The following is a 21,841-nucleotide window of genomic DNA, read 5'->3' on the forward strand; positions in this document are numbered from 1 at the left end:
CCTGTTCGCGACCGCAACGGACGAGCGTCCCCGGAGTCCGGGGTGGCCGGATGGTCCTACGGCGTGCGGGGAGCGCGTACCCGCGTCCGCGCGTCCCCGCGCGCGGGCCGCCACATCGCCACCGGGCACGACCCGCCGAGCCCCGTCAGCGGCCCCAGCTCGGCGAAGCCGTTCCGGAGGTAGAGCGCGCGGTTCCGCGCGGTCGAGGACTCCAGGTACGCCGCGGATCCGTCGCCGTCGACGCGGGCGAGGCCGTGGGCGAGGAGCGCGGATCCGACGCCGAGGCCCCGCGCCGCCGCGCCCACGCCCACCTCGGCGAGCCGCCAGTGCGGGAGGCCCGGACGCGCGCGGTCCAGGGTGCGGAGCCGGACGGCGGCGCGGATGGTGCCCGCGACGCCGAGGGCGCGCAGGAACGTCGGCGCCTGCCGGAGGGTCCGGTGCGCGGCGATTCCGCCGCGCGCCTCCCAGACGGCCGCGCCGAGGACCCCGCCGCGGGCGTCGACCGCGACGTCGACGGTCCCCTCGGGGAGCGGGCCGCTGCGCAGGAGCGCGGTGAAGAGGAGGGCCAGGCGGTCGAGGTGCCGAGGGCCGGCGGGGACGAAGCCGGCCAGCACGGGATCCTCGGCGAAGGCCTCCGCGAGCACGCGGGTCACGTCGTCGAGGTCGGCCGCTCGAGCGGTGCGGATGGTCGGGGCGGCGGGGTCGGTGCGCATGACCCGACGCTAGGCGAGGGATTCGGCCAAGTGGCCCAATCTCCCGCTCTTGGTAGCTTCTTCCCATGAAGGCCGCCTCCGTGAGCACCCGCGCGTACGGATCACGGGCCGCCCGGCGGGCCGAGCTCCTCGACGCCGCCGTGCGCGTGATGGCCGTCACGGGCGTCGCCGGGGCGAGCACGCGGGCCATCACCGCGGAGGCCGGGCTCGCGCACGGCGCCTTCCACTACTGCTTCGGCGTGCGGTCGGAGCTGCTCGGCGCGCTGCTCCGGCAGGAGGTCGACGCGGTCGTCGCGCAGCTGGAAGCCGCCGAGGATCCCACGGGCGCGCCGCTCGGCGAGGTCGTCGCCGCCACCCTCCGCGCCGAGCTCGACCGGGTCCGCCGCGAGCCCGACCGCCAGCGCGTGCTGCTCGACCTCGCCGCGACCGTGCAGCGGATCCCGGCGCTCGCCGACCTGCCCGCCTGGGAGCACGGCCGCTACGTGGAGGAGACGGGCCGACGCTTCATCGCGGCCGGCCTCGACGACGCGCGCGCCGGTCGGTGCGCGGCGCTCGCGGTGGCGGGCATGCAGGGGATCATCGCGGGCTGGCTCGCGCGCCGCGACGACGCCGCCGACCGCGCGGCGGAGCAGGCGGTCGCCGACCTGGCCCGCGCGCTCGTCCTGCTCGCGGAGGACGACGGGCGCTGATCCGCCCCGTCCGCCCTCGCATCGCCCCCGTCAGCCGAGCGCGCCGAGCGCCTGCACCGCGGCCCTCGCGGCGCCCGAGACGAGCGCGTCGTCGGCCTCGGCGTCCGGCGCGTCCCGCGACGAGTGGATCGCGATCACGAGCGGCGCCGCGTCCGGCCGCCACACCACGGCGACGTCGCCGCGGCTCGCGTAGGCGCCCGAGCCGGACTTGTCGCCGACGGTCCAGCCCGTGGGCAGCTCGGCGCGCACGAGCGTGTCGCCCGTCCGCGTCGCCCGCAGCCAGCCGGTGAACAGGGCGCGCTCGTCGGCGTCGAGCGGATCCGCGAGGGCACCCGGATCCCCGACCGCGTAGGCCCGGAGCTGCGCGGCCGCGGCGCGCGGCGTCGTCGTGTCGCGGTCGTCGCCGGGCGTCGCCTCGTTGAGGTCGGGCTCCGTGCGGGAGACGACGGTGGTGTCGTCACCGAGCGCCGTGAGCGCCGCGTCGAGCTCCGCCGGACCGCCGAGGGCCTCGAGCAGCAGGTTCGCCGCGGTGTTGTCGCTGCGGGTCATGGCGGCGTCCGACAGCTCGCGCAGGGTCATGGTGCCGCCGACGCGCGTCGCGGTGACGGGCGCGTACGCGAGGACGTCCGCCGCCTCGATCGGCACCGCGCGGTCGAGGCCCGCGATGCCCACGCGGTCGAGGAGCGCGGCGGCGAGCGGCGCCTTGATCGTGGATGCGTACGCGAATCGCTCGTCCGCCCGCCAGGAGACCTCGGCGCCCGTGCCCGTGTCGACCAGGTGCACGCCGAGGCGCGCGTCGAACCGCTCCTCGAGGGCGGCGAACGCGGCGTCGGCGGCGGCCCGGTCGACGGCGGGGGCGGCGGGGGCGGCGCTCGCCGCGGGCGTCCCCGCCGTCGGGGGCGCGGGATCGGCGGCGGGCGTCGCGCATCCGGCGAGGAGGGCGGCGGCGAGGGCCGAGACCAGGGGCAGGACCAGGGCGCGGGCGAGGGGCGGGCGGCTCACGGGGATCCTCCGGGACGTCGTGCGGGAGCGGGACGGCCGGCGGCCGTGCCTCCAGCCTCCCGCGCGGGCGGGCTCCGGGCGTCCTCCGCTCGGGCGACGGCGGTCCGCCGCGCGGATCACGGCGCGCCGGCGCCCGATCCGCGCGCTCCCAGCGCCCCGCCCGGCGCCCGGTACCCCGCCGCACCGGCGATTCAGCGGATGCCGAATTCCGTTCCCTACACTCGCGGGGTCCGCACCGGGCATCGCGCGGCCCGCGCGGCCGGCGCCCGACGGATCCTGACGCCCGACCCCCCGACAGAACGAGAGGCCGCATGAGCGCCATCCGAGCAGTGACCCCCGGCGAGATCCACCCGAGCGAGGGATACGACGGCTTCGTCGGCTGGGTCCTCTCGCTCATCGAGGTGCTGGGGGAGGTGGGGGTCGGCCTCGCCGTCCTCATCGAGACCTTCGTGCCGCCGATCCCCTCCGAGGCGATCCTCCCCGTCGCCGGCTTCCTCGCCTACGAGGGCCGCATGAGCGCCTGGGGCGCGTGGGCCGCCGCCACGGTCGGCGCGCTCGTCGGCGCCCTCATCTGGTACGCGATCGGCGCCGCGCTCGGCCGGGACCGCACCCGCCGCCTCGTCGGCCGGATCCCGCTGCTCGACCACGCCGACTTCGACAAGGCCGAGGCGTTCTTCCTCCGCTGGGGCGGCACCGCGGTGCTCGTCGGCCGCTGCGTGCCGCTCGTGCGCTCGTTCATCTCCATCCCGGCGGGGATCGAGCGCATGCCGCTGTGGCGCTTCTCGCTCTACACGGTCGCCGGATCCGCCGCCTGGAACGGCATCTGGGTGGGCCTCGGCTTCGCGTTCGGCCCCGCCATCCGCCCGGTGCTGGAGGAGTGGAGCGGCCTCATCTCCTACGCGGCCGTCGGCGTCATCGCGCTGCTGGTGCTGTGGTTCGTGGTCACGCGGCTGATCCGGCGGGTGCGGACGGCCTGAGGTGCCCGACCCCGACTCCCGCGGCACGGACTTCGCCTACGTGGCCGGATCCGGCACGCCGCCTCGCCCGGATCCGGCCGTCGCCCCGTTCGACCTGGTGATGGAGGCCGTCGCGATCCTCCTGGACCAGGTGCGGCGCCCGCCGTGCCGGTGCCGCGTCGTCAGCGTCTTCGGCGGCGCCGTGACGCAGCACGACGTCGTCGTGCGCCCCCTCACCGGCTCCTACGTCTGCACCGACCTCGCCACCGGCCGCGTGGACTCCTCCGACGGGGTCTCGCGGGTGCGCCTCGTCGGGGGCGAGCCGGAGGAGATCGCCGCCCACCAGGTGCCGTCCGTCCCCCTGCCCGCCCGGCTCGCGTTCCCCGAGCGCCTGCCCGTGTGGGGGCGCTCCGGGGAGCACCGGATGACCGGCGCCGTCCGCCTCGGGGACGAGATCGTCGTGGAGCTGGCGAGCACCGGCGACCCGCACCTGCGCGGATCCCTCACGGTCGACACCCGGCGCCGCCTCGCGACCAGGCTCGACCTCGTCGGCGACGTGCTCCGGAGCGAGGACCTCGGCGCGGACGGATGGGTGCGGTAGCCCGCGCCCCGCGCCTCGCGCCGTCGGCCCCCACCGCCGCGCCTCCCCTCTGCCAGGCTGGGAACCATGCAGACCCCCGGCGACCGCGCCGCCCTCCCCGACGACGCCCGCGCCGAGTCCCCGGAGGGGTCGGCGCATCCGGCCGAGATCCTCGTCCTCCGCGCCATCAAGCTCGGCGACATCCTCGTGGCCGTGCCCGCGCTCCGGGCGATCCGCCGGGCGCACCCGGACGCGCGCATCCTGCTCGCCACGACCGGCTGGCTCGCCCCCGTCGTGCGCCTGCTCGGCATGGTCGACGAGCACCTCCCGCAGCAGGGCTTCGACCACCCCATCGCCCGCGAGCCCGGCACGGTCGACCTCGCGATCAACCTGCATGGCGCGGGCATCGAGAGCCGCACCCTGCTCCACGAGCTGCGCGCGCACCGGACGCTCGGGCACGCCGCACCCGAGCTCGACGGCATGCCCGCCGCCGACGGCCCCGCGTGGGAGGACCACGTCCTCGAGCGGTACCGCTGGGCGCGGCTCGTGTCGTGGCACGGCATGCCCGCGGATCCGGACGACGTCGGCATCCTCGTGCCCGCCGAGCCGCCCGTCGCGGAGCACGCGGTCGTGATCCACGTGGGCGCCGCCTACGGATCCCGCCAGTGGCCCGTCGACCGCTTCGCCGAGGTCGCCCGCGCGCTCGCCGACGAGGGCCGCACGGTCGTCTTCACCGGCAGCGACAAGGAGCGCGAGCGCGCCCTGGAGGTCGCCGCCCTCGCGGGCATGCCCGCGGAGACCGTGCTCGCGGGCGAGCTCGCCCTCGACGCGTTCGCCGGGATCATCGCCGCGGCCGACCTCGTCATCTCCGCCGACACGGGCGCCGCGCACCTCGCGAGCGCCTACGGCATCCCCTCGGTCGTGATCTTCGGCCCGGCCCCGCCCGAGGAGTGGGGCCCGCCCGCGACCGGCCCGCACATCGTGCTCACCGACGCGTCCCAGCGTCTCGGCGACACCTTCTCCGCCATCCCGGATCCGGCCCTCCTCGCGATCACGCCCGCCCACGTCCTCGAGGCGGCCCGCTCCCTCGACGGGCACCGGGTGGTACGGCCGCTCACCGGCGAGCCGCGCGACTGATCCTCCGGACTGATCCGCCCGCCCCGAACCGGGGCCCGACGCGACCGCCGATCCCTGCGAGCATGGGCTGGCGGGTCGGTGGCGGCCGGCTGGCGGGTCACCGGCGGGTCGCTGGCGTGGTGCCGTCGGGAGGGGCGCATCGAGCATGGGACGCATGAACACGACACGGATCATCGAACTACGTCAGGCGCAGGGCTGGACCCAGGAGCGCCTCGCCACCGAGAGCGGCGTGGGCGTCCGCACCGTCCAGCGGCTGGAGGCCGGGGAGGACGCGAGCCTCGAGACGCTCTCCCTCGTGGCGGAGGCGCTGCGCGTCCCCGTCCGCGACCTCTTCTCCACCATCGACGACGCCGACCTCACCAGCCGCGTCGACTCCCTCGAGGCCCGCGCGAGCGAGCAGCAGGCGGCCCGCGACCGCACCACGCGCGCCTGGCTGCTGCTCTACGTCGGCATCGGGGTCGTGCTGACCCTCGTGGCCTTCACCATCCCGAACGGGCTGGCCCTGTTCCTCGCCTACTGGCTGGGCGGCACCCTCATCGCGGTCGCCCTGCGCCGGCTCCTCCTCGAGCCCCGGCTGGATGCGCGCTACCCGCTGTCGCGCAGCACCCGCACCCGTCGTCAGCGCCGGAGGGAGCAGCGTGCGGCGGAGCGCGTGGCGGGATCCGCCCACAAGGACGGCGCAGCCGAGGACGAGGCGCCCGCTCCCGCCCGGATCAGCTGACAGCTGCGCCCGTGGCCGGCTGCACCCCCGGCCACGGCACCGTCGCCGCCGGCCACGCGGACGCGACGAGCGCATCCCGCACCCGGCGCTGCGACTGCACCGCGTCGAGGCTGTCGGTGCGGAAGGCGAGCGCGAGCGACACGTCCGCCCAGTACGCGTCCCAGCCGTCGTAGGTCGCGAGGACCCGCGCGCCGACCTGCCGGATGAGCGCCCACGCGTCGTCCGCGGGGAGGTACCCGGCGACGTAGGCGTAGCGGATGGCCCCGATCGTGCGCTCGCTGTCGCCCGCGAGCAGCAGCACGGGCGGCCGGCCGTCGTGCGGCCTCGTCAGGTCGATGATCTCGAACTCGCTCCGGCCGGTGAGCGCCGCCATGCGCGACACCATGCGCTCCGCGTCGTCGGACGCGGCCGCCTCCGCGAAGCGCGCCGACATCGGCCCGAGCGTCCGCGCATCCGCCACGAACAGCTCGATGTCGTCGCGCGACGCGATGCGGAACTGCGTGTCGAGGGCGGCGCGGTGCTGGGCGAGCGTCGTCATCGGCAGGCCCGCCCACTCGTACCCGGTCGCCCCGTCGGCATGCTCCGCACGCAGATCCGCGGGCATCTCGGCCCACGTCGGCTGGAACGCGAGCGACGAGTTCCAGCCGCCGAAGGAGTGGTCGCTCACCGCGTCGAGCGCGAGCAGCTGCTGCTCCTCGAGGAGCAGCGGCCGGATCCGCGCCTCGGCCACGTACGCCAGCTGGTCGCGTCGCGGAGCCCGCGCGTCGATCTGCTGGAAGACGACCGCCGCGACGAGCAGGCCGACGCCCATCCCGAGGGCGAACAGGACGATGGGCATGGCCGGGCCGCCCTCCGGCTCGCCGGACGTCGCCACCACGATCCCCAGCGCCACGCCGGCCGCTCCGAAGGGCAGCGCCAGGGCGGTGACGAGGAGCGCGCGCCTCTCCTTCCCGCCGCCGGGCCTCGACCGCTGCGCGTCGAGCATGCGGGCGTGGCGCAACCGCGCGCGCACGGGGAACTCGGTCTCGCCGGGGTGGTTCTGCAGCGTCACGCCCGCAGCCTAGCCAGCGGGCGGATCGGCGCCGACCCGGTGCGGGCCGGCGTAGGTCAGCTGTAGTCCGCGAACACCGTCCTCGCCGCCCCGTCGAGCCGCATGGTGCCGCCGTGCGGCAGGATCCACTGCGGCCGCGTGTGCCCGAACGGCACGCCCACGCACACGACCGCGCGCGGGTTGTAGCGGGCGATCTGCTCGATGACGGTGTCGCGCTGCTCGGCGCGGAGCCGGGCCCGCTCCCCGGCGGACGGCACGGGCGCGCCGAGCACGGAAGTCGGCGGGCGGGCCACGAGCACGCCGGCGACGACGTCGAGGATCCCGCGCTCGCCGAGCGCCCGCACCCACCGCCTCACGCTGGCGGCCGACGGCACCTCCTCGCTCGTCTCGAGCAGCAGGATCCCGCCCTCCAGCCGCGCGACCTCGGGCATGCGCCCGGCCATCGCGATCTGGTCGATGACCTCGATGCAGCCGCCCCAGGTGGGTCCCTCCACCGTGGCCGCGGGTCCGGCCCACATCCACGGCTCGGTCGCGTCGCGCTGCCCGTGCTCGGTGAGCGCGCGAGGATCCGCCCAGTCGACCCCGAAGTCCTCCGACTCCCCGGGCTCGGTGATCTCCAGCTCCCCGCCCTCGATCAGCGCCGCACGGAGCGACCGCAGGTGCACGTCGTCGATGCCGGCGCCGGCGCCGAGGTGCACCTGGGTGGATCCGCCGTGGAAGGAAGGGATGCCGAGGCCCGCGAGCAGGTTGTGCAGGTTCGTGTTGTCGCTGTACCCGAGGAACGGCTTGGGGTTCCGGGCCAGCTCCTCGATGTCGACGTGGGGGATGACCGTGACCTGGTCGTCCCCGCCGATGGTGGCGAGCACCGCGCGGATGGAGTCGTCGGCGAACGCGGCCGTGATGTCGGCGGCGCGGTCCTCCGCGCTCGCCCCGACCCGCCGGGTGGTCGGGTACTCGACGGGGACCAGCCCGGTCGCCTCCTGGAGCCGGCGCATCGCCTGCTCGTGGATCTCGGGTGCGACGCCGGGGGCGGCGGACGCGGGCGACAGCACGGCGACCCGGTCACCCGCCTCCGCCTTGGGCACGGCCTTGCGGAACCGGGAGGAGGTGGAGGGGATCATGCGCTCATGCAAGCAGGTGCGGCTGGCGTCCCGCCCTACGGCCCGCCCAGCCAGTGGTCGATGCGGTGGTGGTCGGGGCTGAAGCCGTTCCCGACGCCCCAGATGACCGCCTGGGTGCGGCTCTGCACCTGGATCTTCCGGTAGATGGAGCGGATGTAGCTCTTCACCGTGTTGGGGGAGAGGTACGTGAGCGCCGCCACCTCCTGGTTGCTCTTGCCCTGCGTGATGAGGGCGAGGATCTCCGACTCGCGGTCCGTGATCCCCTCCCGCTTGCCGGGCCAGTCGAGCGAGGGCGCGCTCGCGGCCCGCAGCGGTGCCGTGGAGAACTGCTCCTCCCCGGCGTGGATCCGCTCCAGCGCCTCCACCAGCTCCCGCGCCGGCAGCGCCTTGGAGAGGTAGCCGTGCACGCCCTGCCGGCGCGCGTCGGCGATGAGCTCGGGCTGGAAGTTCCAGGTGTAGACGACGACGTGGGTCGCCCGCGGGTTCCGCACCAGCTCCGCGATCTCGTGGTGGTCCGACTCCGGCTGCGCGAACGAGTCGTAGAGCACGATGTCGATCTCGTCGGAGAGGGCCGCGTTCGCGTCGATCTCGGCCACGACCACCCGGTCGCGGTAGTCGTCGAACATGTGGGCGAGGCCCTTCAGCACCACGTCGTAGTCGTCGACGAGCGCGATCGTGACGGGACGGGTGCGGGTGGCGGGCATGGGATCACCATCCCACCCCCAGGGGTGTGCCGCCACACCCTGCGGGGTGGGACGTTGGATCCATCGCCCGATACGGGCATCCACCGTGCGTCTCCTGGACGTGCTCGCACAGAAGAGGGAACCCCATGCTCGGACTCATCATCAGCCTCATCGTCATCGGCCTGATCGCCGGCTTCATCGCCCGCGCGGTCGTCCCCGGCCGCCAGCACCTGTCGATCCTCATGACGATCGTGCTCGGCATCGTCGGCTCGTTCGTCGGCGGGTTCCTCGCCTTCCTGCTGTTCCAGCGCGACGCGATGGACGGCTTCTTCCAGCCCGCCGGCATCATCGGCTCCATCATCGGCGCGATCATCGTGCTGCTCGTCTACGTGAAGGTCGGCGGCCGCAAGTCCGTGCGCCGCTGAACACGGCCGGGCGACCCGTCGATGCGCTGGCGCGCACCTGACGACAGCCGGTAGCGGAGACGACGAGGGGCGGGCGGCCGAGGAGGCCACCCGCCCCTCCGTCGTGCGCGGGGATCACCCGCCGGTCGCGCGATGGCCGGGGACGGTCGGGCCCAGCAGCGGCGCCCGTGGATCCCGGAGCGCCGAGCGGGCGGCGGCCGCGAAGCCCTGCATCGCCTCCCGCCAGTAGGCGCCGGGTGCGATGCCGCACGCGCGCAGCGCCGCGCGGTGGTCGACGACGATCACGGTCGCGGCACCCGCGGCGACGACCGTCCAGGCCGCCCCGACGAGCGCGCGCAGGGGAGCGGGGGTGTCGCGGAAGCCGGTGAGGAGGCGGTCGACCTGGAAGCGCACGTGGTCGCGCTCGTCGGAGGCGATGCGCTGCCCGAGGGCGCGGAGCGCGGGATCCGGCGCGTGGTCGGCGAGCGCGTGGAAGTACCCCGTCGCGACCGTCTCCGCGATGAGGAACAGGCTGATCTCCGTCCGCAGCCCGATGAGGTGCCGGAGCCGGGTGAACGCCGCGTCCGTCCAGTGCTCGGGCAGCGCGGGCGCGTCGAGGTGGTCGAGCGCCCGCAGGAACAGGGCCGCGTGCTTCCGCTCCTCCTGCACGAGCAGCGCCAGCGCGTGCGTGTAGACGGGGTCGCCCGCGTCCGTGGCCATCCGCAGCAGGTGCGCGCCGTCGCCGCTCTCGCCGAGCGCGAATCGCTGGAACGAGCGCACGAAGGCGCGCCGGGTGCGGGCGTCCATCGGGGAGGGCGCACCGGCGGGGATCAACTCCTCCGGCGTCAGGTGCCCGTCGGCGTTCCGCTGGAAGTGGGCGATCCAGTCCGCCGCGGTCGCCATGCGGGGCGTGCGGGCGAGGCCCGGCTGGGGTCGATTCGTCGTGCGCGTGATCGAGGTCATGGCCCGACGCTAGGAGCGGGCGCCCTCCGGCCTCGCCCGTCGGCAGGGTGACGTGCGCGAGCCCGAGGCCGCATCCCCGCGCGCGAGGATCGCCCGCGCGATGCAGCGTCGTCCGACCCGCGGACCACGCCGCGCGTCACCCGAAGACGCGGCGCACCACCTCGTGCTCCTCCTCGAGGCCGTCCCACTCGTCGGATCCGTCGGGGCGCGCCGACTCGTTGACCATCGCGAGCGCGCCCCCGTACCCGGCGTCCTGCAGCACCCGGAGGGACCGGGCGTAGTCGACGTCGTCGAGGCTGCCGTCGTCGTGGCGGTGCGCCTTCGCGTGGCACGTCACCGCGTGCTCGGCGATGCGGGCCAGCTGCTCGTGCTTGTCGGGCATGGTCCAGTTGCCGAGGTCGATGAGGAGGCGCACGTCGCCCGCGTCGGCCAGGAGCGCGAGCACGGCATCCGCGTCGGGCATCATCTCGCGCCAGTTCTCGACGACCACCTGGATCCCCGGGTGCCCGTCCGCGAGCCGCGACAGCCGCCGGGCGCTCGCCGCGAGCAGCTCCGGCGTGGGCGCGCTCCGGCCCGCGCCCACGCGCGCGTGGTGGGCGCCGAGGGTGAGGGCGTCGTCGAGGAGGCCGGAGATCCACCGCTCGTGCAGGTCGGCCTCGGTGGGGTGCACGAGGTCGCCGTCGTCGACGAGGAACGCGTCGAGCACGATCCCGGACGACTCGAGCGAGGCCCGCAGCTCCTCCAGGTAGGAGGCGTCGCGCGTGGGCAGCTGGAAGTGCGCGAGCTGCACGGCCGCGTAGCCGCGGCGCGCGAGCTCGGCGGGGAGGTCGAGGAGGTCGAGGGCCTCGGCGGCGCGGCCCCCGGGGGTGACGGGACCGGATCCGTCCGGCCCGGCGACGCGCGGATGCCCGAGCGTCCCGTCGAGCGACCAGGCGTGGACGGCCTTGTCGGTCGGGCGGGTGCTGCCGGTCGTTCCGGCCGGTCCGGTGGCGTGGTCGTCGACGGTCATGCGGGCCTCCCGTGTCGCCCGCATCGGCGCGGGGCATGCGTACGATCGTACGGGCGGGCATGCCGCCGCGTCACGGCCGACCCCGTCCGGTCCGGTCCGACGCGGACGGATCGCCCGCATCCCCCACCCCGCGATCACCGCCGAACGAGGAGCGCCATGGACATCGTCGTCTGGAACGAGAACGTGCACGAGAGCAGAGGGGACGCGACGGTCCTGTCGCACTACCCGGACGGGATCCACCAGGTCGTCGCCGACGGGCTCCGCGAGCTCCTCGGCGACGACGCGAGCGTGGGCACCGCGACGCTGCAGGACCCCGAGCACGGCCTCAGCGAGGAGCGCCTCGCGGCCACCGACGTCCTCTACTGGTGGGGCCACGTCGCCCACGGCGAGGTGGACGACGCGGTCGTCGAGCGCGTGATCCGCCACGTGCACGCCGGCATGGGCCTCGTGGTCCTGCACTCCGGCCACTACTCGAAGGTGTTCACGCGCCTGATGGGCACCACGTGCTCGCTGAAGTGGCGGAACGACGGAGAGCGAGAGCTCGTCTGGACCATCGCGCCGCAGCACCCCATCGCCGAGGGCGTGCCGCACCCCATCGTCATCGACCGCCAGGAGATGTACGGGGAGCAGTTCGACATCCCGCGCCCCGACGAGGAGGTGTTCCTCTCCACCTTCGCGGGCGGCGAGGTGTTCCGCTCCGGCGTCGCGTACCACCGCGGACGCGGCCGCGTCTTCTACTTCTCGCCCGGAGACCAGGAGTACCCCGTGTACCACCACCCCGACATCCGCCGCGTGCTCGCGAACGCCGCCCGCTGGGTCGCCCCCACCGCCGGCCGCGCCGACCTCACGGCCGACCAGCACCCGCGCGACTGGTTCCTCGCCCGATGAGCGCCGCGAAGGCGACGCCCGCCGTGCCCGCGGAGCCCGCCGCGCCCGCCACCCCCGCCGCGCCCGCCATGCCGGCGGCACCCGCTGCCGAGCCCACCGCGACCGCCGCGGCCCCGACCACGAAGGCCTACGACGGCCCCCGCGTCCGCGTGATCCACGTCGGCCTCGGCGGCTGGGGCGGGGACTGGGCCCGCAACGCCGTCCCGCCCGTGGACGAGATCGAGGTCGCCGCCATCGTCGACCCGAGCGAGCCGACCCGTGAGCGGGTGCGGACGCTGCTCGGCCTGCCGGCGGGGATCGCGTTCGCCTCGCTGGCCGACGCGCTCGCCGCCGTCGAGGCGGACGCCGTCATCATCACCGCGCCGGCCGTCACGCACGCCCCGCTCGCGCTGGAGGCGCTCGCCGCGGGCAAGCACGTGATCGTGGAGAAGCCCTTCGCGAACTCCACCGCCGACGCGGCGGAGGTCGTGCGCCGCGGGGAGGAGCTCGGGCTCCTCGTGCAGGTCAGCCAGAACTACCGCTGGTACCCGGCGCCGCGTCGCGTGCGCGAGCTGCTCGCCGCCGACGCCGTGGGCGAGGTCGCCACGATCGAGATCGACTTCCGCCAGTGGGACAACGACCAGCCCGAGGGCTACCCGCACTACACGTTCCCCCAGCCGATCATCAACGACATGGCGATCCACCACTTCGACCTGATCCGCATGGTCACCGGACGGGAGGCCGTGCGCGTGTTCGCCCGCACGAGCCGGCCGTCGTTCAGCCACTACCGCGATCCCGCGGTGGCCTCCATGGTCATCGAGCTGGAGGGCGGGCTGATCGTGGACTACCGCGGCAGCTGGCTGCACCGCGGGCCGGCGACGCCGTGGGCGGGCGAGTGGCGCATCGCGGGCGCCGACGGCGAGCTGACCTTCACCAGCCGCGGCGGCGACGGCGCATCGGCCGACCGGGTCGGGATCCGCGACGCCGCCGGATCCGAGCGCGACCTCGACCTCGAGACGCTGCCGCTGATCGGCCGCGCCGCGGGCCTCCGGGCCTTCGCCCTGTCGATCCTCGGTGGGACGCCCCCGGAGACCAGCGGCCGCGACAACCTCGGCAGCCTGGCGCTCATGGAGGCGGCGGGGCGCTCGGCCGAGTCGGGGGCCTTCGAGGACGTCCGGCACCCGCTGGCGGGGTAGGTCGGTCCGACTCCCACGCTGACCGGTCGAGGGATGGCCATCGCAGCGGCTGGTCGCCGCAGTGGCTGTTCCCGAAGTCGCGGATCTTGACGTACAGGTACCGGTGACGCTGCGTGACGCACAGCCCGGCCGTGGAGGCGAGACCGGCGAGGATCGCGGCGCCGGCGGCGAACACGGCCGCGCACGCGACGCTGCCGATGGCCAGGCAGATGACCGCCCCCGTCCCGGCGGGGCCGGTCGCGGCTCCGCCGAGCCCGAGGCCAGCCGCGCTCCGATCCCGGCGAGCCCGCACCGCACGGGGCCCCGTCGTCCGGGCTCGGGCGGCCCGGACGACGGCTCTAGCCGCAGTAGCTGCTGGACACGTTCGGGATCGTCACGTAGAGCGTCGGCCTGCCGAGCTTGATGCACTTGAGGGCCGTGGCGAAGATGTACGCGGCGGACACCGCGAACGCGGCCGCGAGCGCCGCGCAGACGATCTGCGCGTAGTGCGTGCAGACCCCGAAGAGCACCGTCTGCGCGAACGCGCCGGCACCGCCGATGACGGCGCCCGACAGCCGGGACACCTGGAGGGTCGTCCAGTTGGTGAAGTGCCGCTTGAACCACCGGCCGATCGCGCTGAGGGAGCCCTCGGGGCCGGTCGACGCGGCGATGTCGGACGCGGTGAAGCCCGCCGCCGTCGTCTCGTCGCGGAGGGCCTGCACCTCGGCGGTGATCAGCCGGGTCGCCTCGGCCCGGGTGGGTGCCGGCGCGGTGGGGTCGGCGATGAGGTGGGCCTCGATGTCCGCGTCGACCAGCTGGTCGATGGTGATGCGTCCGGTGACGATGTCCGGGAGGAGGGTGCCCTGCTGCGTCGAGGCGGCGACGGTGGGGGGCGTCTGCCGTTCGGCGGCCTGGGCGGGGGTGGCGGTGAGGGCGGCGAGCACGGCCGCGGTCGTGAGGATCCCGGCGACAGGCGCCCGGCGGAGCCGACCTCCCCTGCGGGACGGAGCGGACGCGACGGGGTGGTGCGGCGGGAGGAGGGCAGGCATGGGGGAGTCCGTTCTGAAGGGGGAGGAGAGGAGCAGGGAGGGAGCGCCGGGATCCGGCATCGTGCGCCCGGGAGGAGCCGGCCGACCGGCCGTGGACGCCGCACGGTGCGTGCGTGCTGATGGAGGCAGACGGTATCCGCGCTCGCGTGCCGGCGGGCCCGCACCGCACAGGTGCCGGTCGTCCCGGTGCGCCGTCATGCAGGAATAGCCGGGCGCCGTGCCGCATTGTGATCCGCGAGGCCCGACGTCGTGCCGACCCACCGCCATCGACCGGAGGAACGACCATGACCCTCACCGAGGACACCACCACGCCTGCGACCACCGAGCGCACCGCCGACACGGCCGTGCCGATCGTCCGCGAGCTCGACGCCCGATGGAGCCCGCGCTCCTTCGACGCGTCCGCCACCGTCTCCGACGCGCAGCTCGACGCGCTCCTCGAGGCCGCCCGCTGGGCGCCGTCCGCCAGCAACCACCAGCCGCGCCGCTTCATCGTCGGCCGCCGCGGCACGCACGTGTTCGACACCATCGTCGGCACGCTCGTGGGCTTCAACGCCGCCTGGGCCGCGAGTGCGTCGGCGCTCGTCGTCGCGATCGCCGAGACGTCCACGGTCGAGGGCGACAAGCGCCCGTACGCCGCCTACGACCTCGGCCAGGCCGTCGCCCACCTCTCCGTGCAGGCGCAGGCCGAGGGCCTGCACACGCACCAGATGGCGGGCGTCGAGTTCGGCGAGCTCTCCGCCGCCTTCGACCTGCCGGAGAACCAGGAGCCCCTCACCGTCACGGCCGTCGGCGTCGTCGCCCCGGCCGACGCGCTCGAGGGGCCGCTCGCGGAGCGCGAGACCGCTCCGCGCACGCGCCTGCCGCTGTCCGAGCTGGTGCTCGCCCGCGCGTAGTCCCGCCGCGCACGACGGAGGCCGCCGACCCTCGGGTCGGCGGCCTCCGTCGTGCGCGGGGTCGGTCGTGCGCCGCGTCAGCCCCCGAGGACCCGGCCGATGAGGTCCTGCACGAACGGGATCGCGTCCTGCGCCTGGTCGACGCTCGCGATGGTGGTCGCGACGAGCGGCCAGACGGATCCGACGAGCGTCGCGACCACGGCCGCGACCGCCGCCACCCAGGCGACGACCCCGTTGCGCGTGAGGGCGGCGACCGCCAGCATGGCCAGCCCGACGGCGAACGAGATCACGATGCCCAGGGCGATGAGGCCGGCGGGCACGTCCAGCTGGCCGACGGTGGTGGCGTCCGCGGCGCCGACGAGGCCGAGCGCCGGGAGCAGCACGCCGATCACGACGATCCCGCTCATCACGGCGCCCGTGACGGTCGCGGCCCAGACGGCCCGCGGCCGGCGGCGTCGAGCGCCGTTCACGCGCGCGCTCATGGTCGGGCCCCGGTCCGGGATGCTCGGGTCGTCTCGCTCATGGCTGCTCCTCCTGCGGGTCGTGCGGATGCGGTTGCGGCGCCGGCGCTCCGGTGCCAGGGGCCTCCGGAACGCGAGCGCGTCATCCAGTGGACGAGACCCGGGCGCCGGGTGTCCTCCCGGTCCAGCTGGTCCTCAGCGGGCGGGCCGCGCGCTTCGCCCGCCGGACATGCCGGACGCCGGAGCGGGGCGCGATCGAGGCGGCGGCCCGAGGCGGCGGCCCGAGGTCGGTCGACCCGGTCGCGCCCCCGCTAGCGCAGCCGGGCGACGCCGGTCAACCACCTGGGCGCTCGCCGACGGCGGGTGTGCGCTCGATCCACACCGACCGTTCCGAGGGGGACCATGCGCGCCAACGTCCGACTGATGTTCGTCCTGGCCGCGTTCTTCGTGGTCGCCGGCATCGCCTACGTGGTCTGGAACATCGCCTACGAGGCGCAGGGCCTGGCCACCGACCCGAACAGCGGTCAGGGCGCCTCCGTCGTCGAGTGGGTGGGCACCACGGCCCTGTTCCTCGCGGCCGCGTTCGCCGGGCTCATCGGCTTCTTCCTCCAGCGCGTCCACACGGCCCAGGCGGGCGAGCTGCCGCAGGACATCGAGAGCGCCGACATCGACGACGGCGACCCCGAGCTCGGCTTCTTCTCCCCGCACAGCTGGTGGCCGATCACCCTCGCGGGCGGCGGCGCCCTGGTGTTCCTCGGCCTCGCCGTCGGCATCTGGGTGGCGCTGTTCGGCGGGATCCTGCTCGTCATCGCGCTCGTCGGCTGGACCTACGAGTACTACCGCGGGTGGCACGCGCGCTGAGCGGTCGCAGGTCGCTGTGCCCGCGCGCGTAGGCTCCGGCAGGTGAGCGACATCCTCGAGTACGTCCGCACCTGGCTCGACCACCGCGTCTGGCAGACCCGCGTGCCCGGCGCGCAGGTCGCCGTCGCCCGGCACGGCGAGCTCGTGCTGTCCGAGGCGTACGGCGTCGCCGATCCGACCACCGGGGCGCCCCTCACCCCGGCGCACCTGTTCCGGGTGGCGTCGCACTCGAAGTCCTTCACCGCCACCGCGATCCTGCAGCTCGCCGAGCAGGGCGCCCTGCGGCTCGACGACCCGCTCGGCCGGCACGTGCCGGAGCTCCGGGAGGGGGGATCCGAGCTGGCCGAGGTCACGCTCGCCGCGCTCCTCGAGCACGGCGCGGGCGTGCTCCGCGACGGACCCGACGGCGACCACTGGCAGCACGCGGGCCCGTTCCCCGACCGGCGCCACCTCGTCGCGATCGCGTCCACGCCGGGCGTCGCGAAGGCCGCGCCCGACACCGCCTTCGCCTACTCCAACGTCGGCTACGCGCTGCTCGGCCTCGTGGTCGAGGCCGCGTCGGGCCTCTCCTACGCCGCCTACCTCGCGGAGCGGATCGTCGGCCCGCTCGGCCTCCGGGACACCGCGGCCGAGTACCTGCCCGAGCGCGCGGACGAGTACGCGGCGGCGTCGACGTCGTTGCGCACCTCCCGCGAGCGCGCCGTGCTGACGCACGTGGACACCCGGGCGATGGCCGCGGCCACCGGCGTCACCAGCACCGCCGCGGAGCTCGTCGCCTTCTTCTCCGCGCTCGTGCTGCCCGACGACGAGCGGCTGCTGTCGGCCGCGTCGAAGCGGATCCAGCAGCGGCCGCGCTACGCGACCAGCGCGGATCCGGGCGTCACCCGCCGCTACGGCTACGGCCTCATCCTCGACCGCGTCTCCTCCGGCGCCCCCGAGACCACCGTGCTCGGCCACTCCGGCGGGTACCCCGGCCACATCACGCGCACGGCGGTGGACCCGGCGAGCGGCTGGGCGGTCAGCGTCCTCACGAACGCCATCGACGGGCCGGCCGCCGCCCTCAGCACGGGCGTGCTCGAGCTCCTGCTCGCCGACTCCGCCGCGACCGGCGCCGAGCGCGCCGCGGTCGCCGCGCCCTTCACCGGGCGCTTCGCGAACATGTGGGGGATGCAGGACATCCAGGTCGTCGGCGACCGGCTGCTCCGCATCGACCCGGCGGCCGAGCACCCCCTCGACGCCGTGGACGTGCTCGAGCGCACGGGGGAGTCCTCGGCGCGCGTCGTCGCGGGCGACGGGTTCGGATCCGTCGGCGAGGAGGTCACGGCGGACCGCGCCGCCGATGGATCGGTCGACCGGATCCGCGCGGGCGGCGGCATGACGCTGGAGCCGTGGACGCGGGCATGGGGACCGAGGTCGCGCGGCTGAGCACCGGCGCGAGCACCGGCGCTCGCACCGGCGCGCGTACCGCCGCACGCACCGCCCGGACACCTCCGATCCACCTCCCGGCGGCGTCCGCGTCACGCGCGGTGCCTACGGTTCCGGAGGCCGCCCGGCCGCCCGCACCGACGAGAGGCACCATCATCCGCACCCCGCTCCGGCGTCCCCGCACCCGCACCCGCACCGCGACCCTGCTGTCGACCACGACCGTCCTCGGCCTCCTGCTGACCGGCACCGGCGCCACCGCCGCGACCGCCGCCGACGCACCGGCCGCGTCCGCGTCGCCGGTCGTCCCCGCGCCCATCGCGCCCTTCGACCCGGCCGTCCTCGACGCGCCCTACCCGTCGAACGCGGTCTACGACTTCGTGCCGATGCTCGACGCGTTCACCGCGCTGAAGGCGACCCGTCCGGACATCATGAAGATGAACGACAGGAAGACCATCACGATCAACCAGGCCGCCACCAAGGCGCAGTCGGCCCGGGCCATCGTCGACCAGTACGCCGACATGTCGATCACCATGTCGGACGGCCTCGGCCGCGACCTCGGCGCGATCTACCGCACGGCGCGCGAGGCGGGCCAGCTCCCCAAGACGGCGGCGCTCCTCGCCAAGAGCGGCGGCCTGGTCGGCAGGTACTCCTCGTCGAACCCGCCGAAGCAGCACTTCGACAACCCGCGGCCCTACGTCGCGTTCCCGCTGATGCTCAAGTACCGGGACAAGGTCGGCGGCAACGCCTGGAACGGCCAGGACGGCTCGTACCCCAGCGGCCACACGTCGCAGGCGTTCTGGCAGGGCACGTCGCTCGCGACGATGCTGCCGGAGCTCGCGCCGCAGATCCTCGCCCGCGCGTCCGACGCGAGCAACAACCGCATCATCATGGGCGCCCACTACCCGCTCGACGTGATGGCCGGCCGCATGATGGGGCAGAAGATCGTGGAGCGCCGCTGGTCGGACCCCGAGTTCCGCACCCTGTTCGAGCAGGCGTCCACCGAGCTGCGGACCGTGCTGGAGGCCAAGTGCGGCGCCGCCCTCGCGGTCTGCATCGCGAAGGACAAGCCGTACCTGCCCACCCCGCAGGCGCTCGCGGTCTACGAGCAGCGCATGAGCTACGGCTTCCCGGTCGTCGGCAACCGCGGCGAGCCGATGACGGTGCCCACCGGCGCCGAGTCGCTGCTCATCTCCAGCCACCCGGACCTCACCACGGAGCAGCGCCGCCAGGTGCTCGCACTCACCGCCATCGACTCGGGCGAGCCGCTCGACGCGGGCACCGAGGGCAGCTGGCAGCGCATCGACCTCGCGGCGGCCATGGCCGCGCAGGTCGTCGTCACGGCCGACGGCACGGTGTCGCTGGTCGCGACCGGGAGGCGCTGACCGGATCCGCACCGCAACGCGGGCGGACGCCGGACCTCTGCGCGTCCCCGCGCCGCCATCGCCCCCTGGACGGGTGATAGCGGCGCGGGCGCCGGCTGGATAGCTTTCGGGGGTCGGGCGCGGCCCGATGCGATGCCCATCCGCGTCCTGCCGACCCGACGGCGGCGCCCACACCCGTGAGGTCCATCCATGCCGTCCCTCGTACCCGCGAGCACCCGAACCGCTGCCTCCTCGAGCACGGCCGATGGTCGGGGCCGACGCGCGTCCCGCCTCCTCGGCCTCCTGGCCGTCCTGGTCGTCACGAGCACGGCGACGACCATCCCGGCTCACGCGGCGCCCGCGCCTGCCGCCGCTCCCGCGTCCGCGCCGGCCGCGGCGGACGCGCCGTCGGGCCGCTACATCGTCGAGCTGCAGGACGGCGTCGACGCCGACGACCTCTCCTCGGCCCGGGTGGCGCCGATCGACACGATCCGCGAGTACGACTTCGCGCTGAACGGCTTCGCCGCCGAGCTCGACGGATCCCAGGTCGCGCAGCTGCGCGCCTCGTCGCGCGTGAAGAGCGTCACGGCGGACACGATCGTGACGGCGGATGCCGAGCGCACCTCGCCGCCGTGGGGCCTCGACCGCATCGACCAGCGGGCGGCCGTCGGCGACGGCGTCTACCGGTACTCGACGACCGGCGCAGGCGTCACCGCCTTCATCATCGACTCCGGGATCCGGACGACCCACGCGCAGTTCGGTGGTCGTGCGGTGAGCGGATACGACTTCGTGGACTACGACACGGATGCCGACGACTGCGCCGGTCACGGGACGCACGTCGCCGGAACAGTAGGCGGATCGACCTTCGGCGTCGCCAGCGACGTCCGACTCGTTTCGCTCCGGGTGCTGGGCTGCGACAACCGCGGCTGGTCCAGCGACATCATCGCGGCGATGGACTGGGTGATCGCCAACGAGCCCGCCGGTCCCTCCGTCGTCAACATGAGCCTCGGCAGCGCGTACAACCGGCTCTACGTCGACGCGGTGGCGCGTGTGACCGCAGCCGGCATCCCGGTCGTGGTCTCCGCCGGCAACGAGACGACGGACGCGTGCACGCGCACACCGGCTGCCGCGCCGTCCGCCATCACGGTCGGCGCCACCGCGCAGGGCGACTCGCGTGCCGCGTTCTCGAACTCCGGCTCGTGCGTCGACCTCTTCGCGCCGGGCGCCGGGGTCCTGTCGGCGTACCCGACCTCGGACACCGCCACCACCCTGATGAGCGGGACGTCGATGGCCGCGCCGCATGTGGCGGGTGTCGTGGCGCGCATCCTGCAGGAGCAGCCGGCCGCGACCCCTGCCGCCATCGACGCGCGACTCGCGGCGGATGCCACCCGCGATGCGGTCATCGACCCGCAGGGGTCGGTCAACCGCCTCCTGCACGCCCCAGGGGCGGCGGCCGTCACCGGTGTCGCCCCGACCATCGACGGGACCGCCGCGGTCGGCTCGACCCTGACGGCGGTCCCCGGCGCATGGGCGCCTGCCCCGATCTCGTTCGCGTACACGTGGTACTCGAACGGTGTCCCGGTCGTCGGGCAGACCGCGTCGACCTACGTCGTCCGCCCGGTCGACGCCGGGGCGAAGATCACGCTCACCGTCGTCGGCTCGCGCAGCGGATACACGTCCCTGGCCCGTTCCAGCCCGGCCACGGCGACGGTCCCCGTCCCCTCGACGGTCCTGCTCCCGCTCACCGCGAGCCCGGCTCCCGCCATCAGCGGCCCCGCCACGGTGGGCGCGACGCTGGCGGCGGTGACCGGCGCCTGGGCGCCGTCCCCGGTCTCCTTCGCGTTCCGGTGGTTCTCCGGCGGCGTCGCCATCCCGGGTGCGACGTCGTCGACCTATGCGGTGACCGCGGCGGACGCGGGCCGGAAGATCACCCTGACGGTGACGGGATCGAAGGCGGGCTACGCGCCGGTCTCCCGCTCCAGCCCGGCGACCGCCACCGTCCCGGTCCCCGCCGCCACCCGTCCGCTGTCCTCGACGCCGACGCCGACGATCCTCGGGACGCCGACGGTCGGCCAGACCCTGACGGCCCGGGCGGGCACGTGGCAGCCCGCGCCCGTGGCCCTCGCCTACCAGTGGAACCGCGGCGGATCCCCCATCGCGGGTGCCACGGGTGCGACCTACGTCATCTCGGCGGCTGACGCGGGCACGCAGCTGACCCTCTCGGTCAGCGGTTCCAAGGCGGGCTACGCAGCCGTCACGCGCACGAGCGCCCCTCTCGCGAAGGTCGTCTCGAAGGCCGTGATCGGCGTAACCCCGACCATCACCGGATCCGGCGTCGTCGGGCAGAGGCTCGTCGCCGTCCCGGGCGCCTGGGGGCCCGCACCCGTCGCCTACCGCTATGCGTGGATGCGGGACGGTGTCGCCATAGCCGGTGCCACCGCCAGCGGCTACGTCCCCACGTCCGCCGACCGGGGCCGGTCGGTATCCGTCTCCGTCACGGGCACCAAGGCCGGGTACGTCCCGGCGACGTCGACGAGCGCGGCCAAGCCGATCCGCTGACGCGCGTCCGCAGGCGCGAGGAGCGAGGGGGCGGGCGGTCGATGACCGCCCGCCCCTTCCTGGGCAGTGCACGCGCGGCCTGCGCCGCGCCCACCGTGTCCGCCCACGCGTCGGGCGTGCAGTGCGCCATGACGAGGCCCGTCGCGTCGTGCGGTGCGTCC

General features: G+C 75.1%; 22 protein-coding genes. 13 read left to right on the plus strand and 9 right to left on the minus strand.

The genetic code is table 11. The features are described 5' to 3' along the window. Positions 1 to 56: 56 nt before the first annotated feature. Positions 57 to 713 carry a GNAT family N-acetyltransferase gene (locus tag AC07VC_RS03040; RefSeq protein WP_494674473.1) on the minus strand — a complete coding sequence of 219 codons (657 nt, stop codon included), beginning with the start codon at positions 711 to 713 and terminating at the stop codon, positions 57 to 59. 65 nt (positions 714 to 778) lie between these two features. On the opposite strand from AC07VC_RS03040, the gene AC07VC_RS03045 reads away from it, so the two are divergent. After that, positions 779 to 1,402, plus strand: a complete 624-nt coding sequence (locus AC07VC_RS03045; RefSeq protein ID WP_494674472.1) for a TetR/AcrR family transcriptional regulator — start codon at positions 779 to 781, stop codon at positions 1,400 to 1,402. A 30-nt stretch (positions 1,403 to 1,432) separates the two neighbouring features. Here the strand turns inward: AC07VC_RS03045 and bla are convergent, their stop codons facing one another. Next, entirely contained in the window at positions 1,433 to 2,404 is a 972-nt protein-coding gene (bla, locus tag AC07VC_RS03050) for a class A beta-lactamase (protein ID WP_494674471.1), read from the minus strand. Between the two features lie 311 nt (positions 2,405 to 2,715). Between bla and AC07VC_RS03055 the strand changes: the two genes are divergently transcribed. The 4 genes from AC07VC_RS03055 (at position 2,716) to AC07VC_RS03070 (ending at position 5,798) form a co-directional block, all read left to right on the plus strand. Beyond that, positions 2,716 to 3,381, plus strand: coding sequence for a DedA family protein (locus AC07VC_RS03055; RefSeq protein WP_494674470.1), 666 nt, complete (start codon positions 2,716 to 2,718; stop codon positions 3,379 to 3,381). A 1-nt stretch (position 3,382) separates the two neighbouring features. Beyond that, positions 3,383 to 3,961 carry a hypothetical protein gene (locus AC07VC_RS03060; RefSeq protein WP_494674469.1) on the plus strand — a complete coding sequence of 193 codons (579 nt, stop codon included), beginning with the start codon at positions 3,383 to 3,385 and terminating at the stop codon, positions 3,959 to 3,961. Positions 3,962 to 4,027: 66 nt separating this feature from the next. Further along, the gene (locus AC07VC_RS03065) at positions 4,028 to 5,077 is read left to right on the plus strand and encodes a glycosyltransferase family 9 protein (protein WP_494674468.1); all 1,050 of its coding nucleotides are present in this window, start codon (positions 4,028 to 4,030) and stop codon (positions 5,075 to 5,077) included. A gap of 154 nt (positions 5,078 to 5,231) precedes the next feature. Further along, entirely contained in the window at positions 5,232 to 5,798 is a 567-nt protein-coding gene (locus AC07VC_RS03070; RefSeq protein WP_494674467.1) for a helix-turn-helix domain-containing protein, read from the plus strand. Here the strand turns inward: AC07VC_RS03070 and AC07VC_RS03075 are convergent. Genes AC07VC_RS03075 through AC07VC_RS03085 form a run of 3 tightly spaced genes read right to left on the minus strand, consistent with a single transcriptional unit; the run spans position 5,791 to position 8,674 of the window. Further along, entirely contained in the window at positions 5,791 to 6,849 is a 1,059-nt protein-coding gene (locus AC07VC_RS03075; protein ID WP_494674466.1) for a DUF1266 domain-containing protein, read from the minus strand. The genes AC07VC_RS03070 and AC07VC_RS03075 overlap by 8 nt on opposite strands. Before the next feature lie 56 nt (positions 6,850 to 6,905). Beyond that, on the minus strand, positions 6,906 to 7,970 hold the full coding sequence (locus AC07VC_RS03080) for a S66 family peptidase (protein ID WP_494674465.1): 1,065 nt from the start codon (positions 7,968 to 7,970) through the stop codon (positions 6,906 to 6,908). A 35-nt stretch (positions 7,971 to 8,005) separates the two neighbouring features. Then, positions 8,006 to 8,674, minus strand: coding sequence for a response regulator transcription factor (locus AC07VC_RS03085; RefSeq protein WP_317230219.1), 669 nt, complete (start codon positions 8,672 to 8,674; stop codon positions 8,006 to 8,008). Between the two features lie 125 nt (positions 8,675 to 8,799). On the opposite strand from AC07VC_RS03085, the gene AC07VC_RS03090 reads away from it, so the two are divergent. Then, positions 8,800 to 9,078, plus strand: coding sequence for a GlsB/YeaQ/YmgE family stress response membrane protein (locus tag AC07VC_RS03090; RefSeq protein WP_494674464.1), 279 nt, complete (start codon positions 8,800 to 8,802; stop codon positions 9,076 to 9,078). Positions 9,079 to 9,192: 114 nt separating this feature from the next. Here AC07VC_RS03090 and AC07VC_RS03095 read toward each other — a convergent pair whose 3' ends face one another. Both AC07VC_RS03095 and AC07VC_RS03100 read right to left on the minus strand, forming a co-directional pair. Next, positions 9,193 to 10,020 carry a ferritin-like domain-containing protein gene (locus AC07VC_RS03095; RefSeq protein WP_494674463.1) on the minus strand — a complete coding sequence of 276 codons (828 nt, stop codon included), beginning with the start codon at positions 10,018 to 10,020 and terminating at the stop codon, positions 9,193 to 9,195. Positions 10,021 to 10,156: 136 nt separating this feature from the next. After that, complete coding sequence (locus AC07VC_RS03100; protein WP_494674462.1) at positions 10,157 to 11,029, minus strand: sugar phosphate isomerase/epimerase family protein; 873 nt, start codon at positions 11,027 to 11,029, stop codon at positions 10,157 to 10,159. Positions 11,030 to 11,185: 156 nt separating this feature from the next. Here AC07VC_RS03100 and AC07VC_RS03105 point away from each other — a divergent pair, with 156 nt between their 5' ends. Continuing rightward, positions 11,186 to 11,917 carry a ThuA domain-containing protein gene (locus tag AC07VC_RS03105; protein WP_094116622.1) on the plus strand — a complete coding sequence of 244 codons (732 nt, stop codon included), beginning with the start codon at positions 11,186 to 11,188 and terminating at the stop codon, positions 11,915 to 11,917. Beyond that, the gene (locus AC07VC_RS03110) at positions 11,914 to 13,092 is read left to right on the plus strand and encodes a Gfo/Idh/MocA family protein (protein ID WP_494674461.1); all 1,179 of its coding nucleotides are present in this window, start codon (positions 11,914 to 11,916) and stop codon (positions 13,090 to 13,092) included. The genes AC07VC_RS03105 and AC07VC_RS03110 overlap by 4 nt, the downstream gene beginning before the upstream one ends. Positions 13,093 to 13,430: 338 nt before the next feature. Here AC07VC_RS03110 and AC07VC_RS03115 read toward each other — a convergent pair whose 3' ends face one another. Beyond that, positions 13,431 to 14,120 (minus strand): hypothetical protein, encoded by a 690-nt coding sequence (locus tag AC07VC_RS03115; RefSeq protein WP_494674460.1) that lies wholly within the window; start codon positions 14,118 to 14,120, stop codon positions 13,431 to 13,433. Between the two features lie 284 nt (positions 14,121 to 14,404). On the opposite strand from AC07VC_RS03115, the gene AC07VC_RS03120 reads away from it, so the two are divergent. Beyond that, positions 14,405 to 15,013 carry a nitroreductase family protein gene (locus AC07VC_RS03120; protein WP_094116618.1) on the plus strand — a complete coding sequence of 203 codons (609 nt, stop codon included), beginning with the start codon at positions 14,405 to 14,407 and terminating at the stop codon, positions 15,011 to 15,013. Positions 15,014 to 15,090: 77 nt separating this feature from the next. Here the strand turns inward: AC07VC_RS03120 and AC07VC_RS03125 are convergent, their stop codons facing one another. Next, on the minus strand, positions 15,091 to 15,483 hold the full coding sequence (locus AC07VC_RS03125; RefSeq protein ID WP_494674459.1) for a hypothetical protein: 393 nt from the start codon (positions 15,481 to 15,483) through the stop codon (positions 15,091 to 15,093). A 393-nt stretch (positions 15,484 to 15,876) separates the two neighbouring features. On the opposite strand from AC07VC_RS03125, the gene ctaF reads away from it, so the two are divergent. The 4 genes from ctaF (at position 15,877) to AC07VC_RS03145 (ending at position 21,680) form a co-directional block, all read left to right on the plus strand. After that, positions 15,877 to 16,335, plus strand: a complete 459-nt coding sequence (ctaF, locus tag AC07VC_RS03130) for an aa3-type cytochrome oxidase subunit IV (RefSeq protein WP_494674458.1) — start codon at positions 15,877 to 15,879, stop codon at positions 16,333 to 16,335. A gap of 42 nt (positions 16,336 to 16,377) precedes the next feature. After that, a complete protein-coding gene (locus AC07VC_RS03135) occupies positions 16,378 to 17,760 on the plus strand; it encodes a serine hydrolase domain-containing protein (RefSeq protein ID WP_494674457.1) in 1,383 nt (460 codons plus the stop codon). A 101-nt stretch (positions 17,761 to 17,861) separates the two neighbouring features. After that, entirely contained in the window at positions 17,862 to 19,142 is a 1,281-nt protein-coding gene (locus AC07VC_RS03140; RefSeq protein WP_494674456.1) for an acid phosphatase, read from the plus strand. Positions 19,143 to 19,331: 189 nt separating this feature from the next. Beyond that, complete coding sequence (locus tag AC07VC_RS03145; protein WP_494674455.1) at positions 19,332 to 21,680, plus strand: S8 family serine peptidase; 2,349 nt, start codon at positions 19,332 to 19,334, stop codon at positions 21,678 to 21,680. Positions 21,681 to 21,841: the final 161 nt, after the last annotated feature.

Source organism: Clavibacter sp. GW821-FHT01D01 (genome assembly GCF_059422605.1).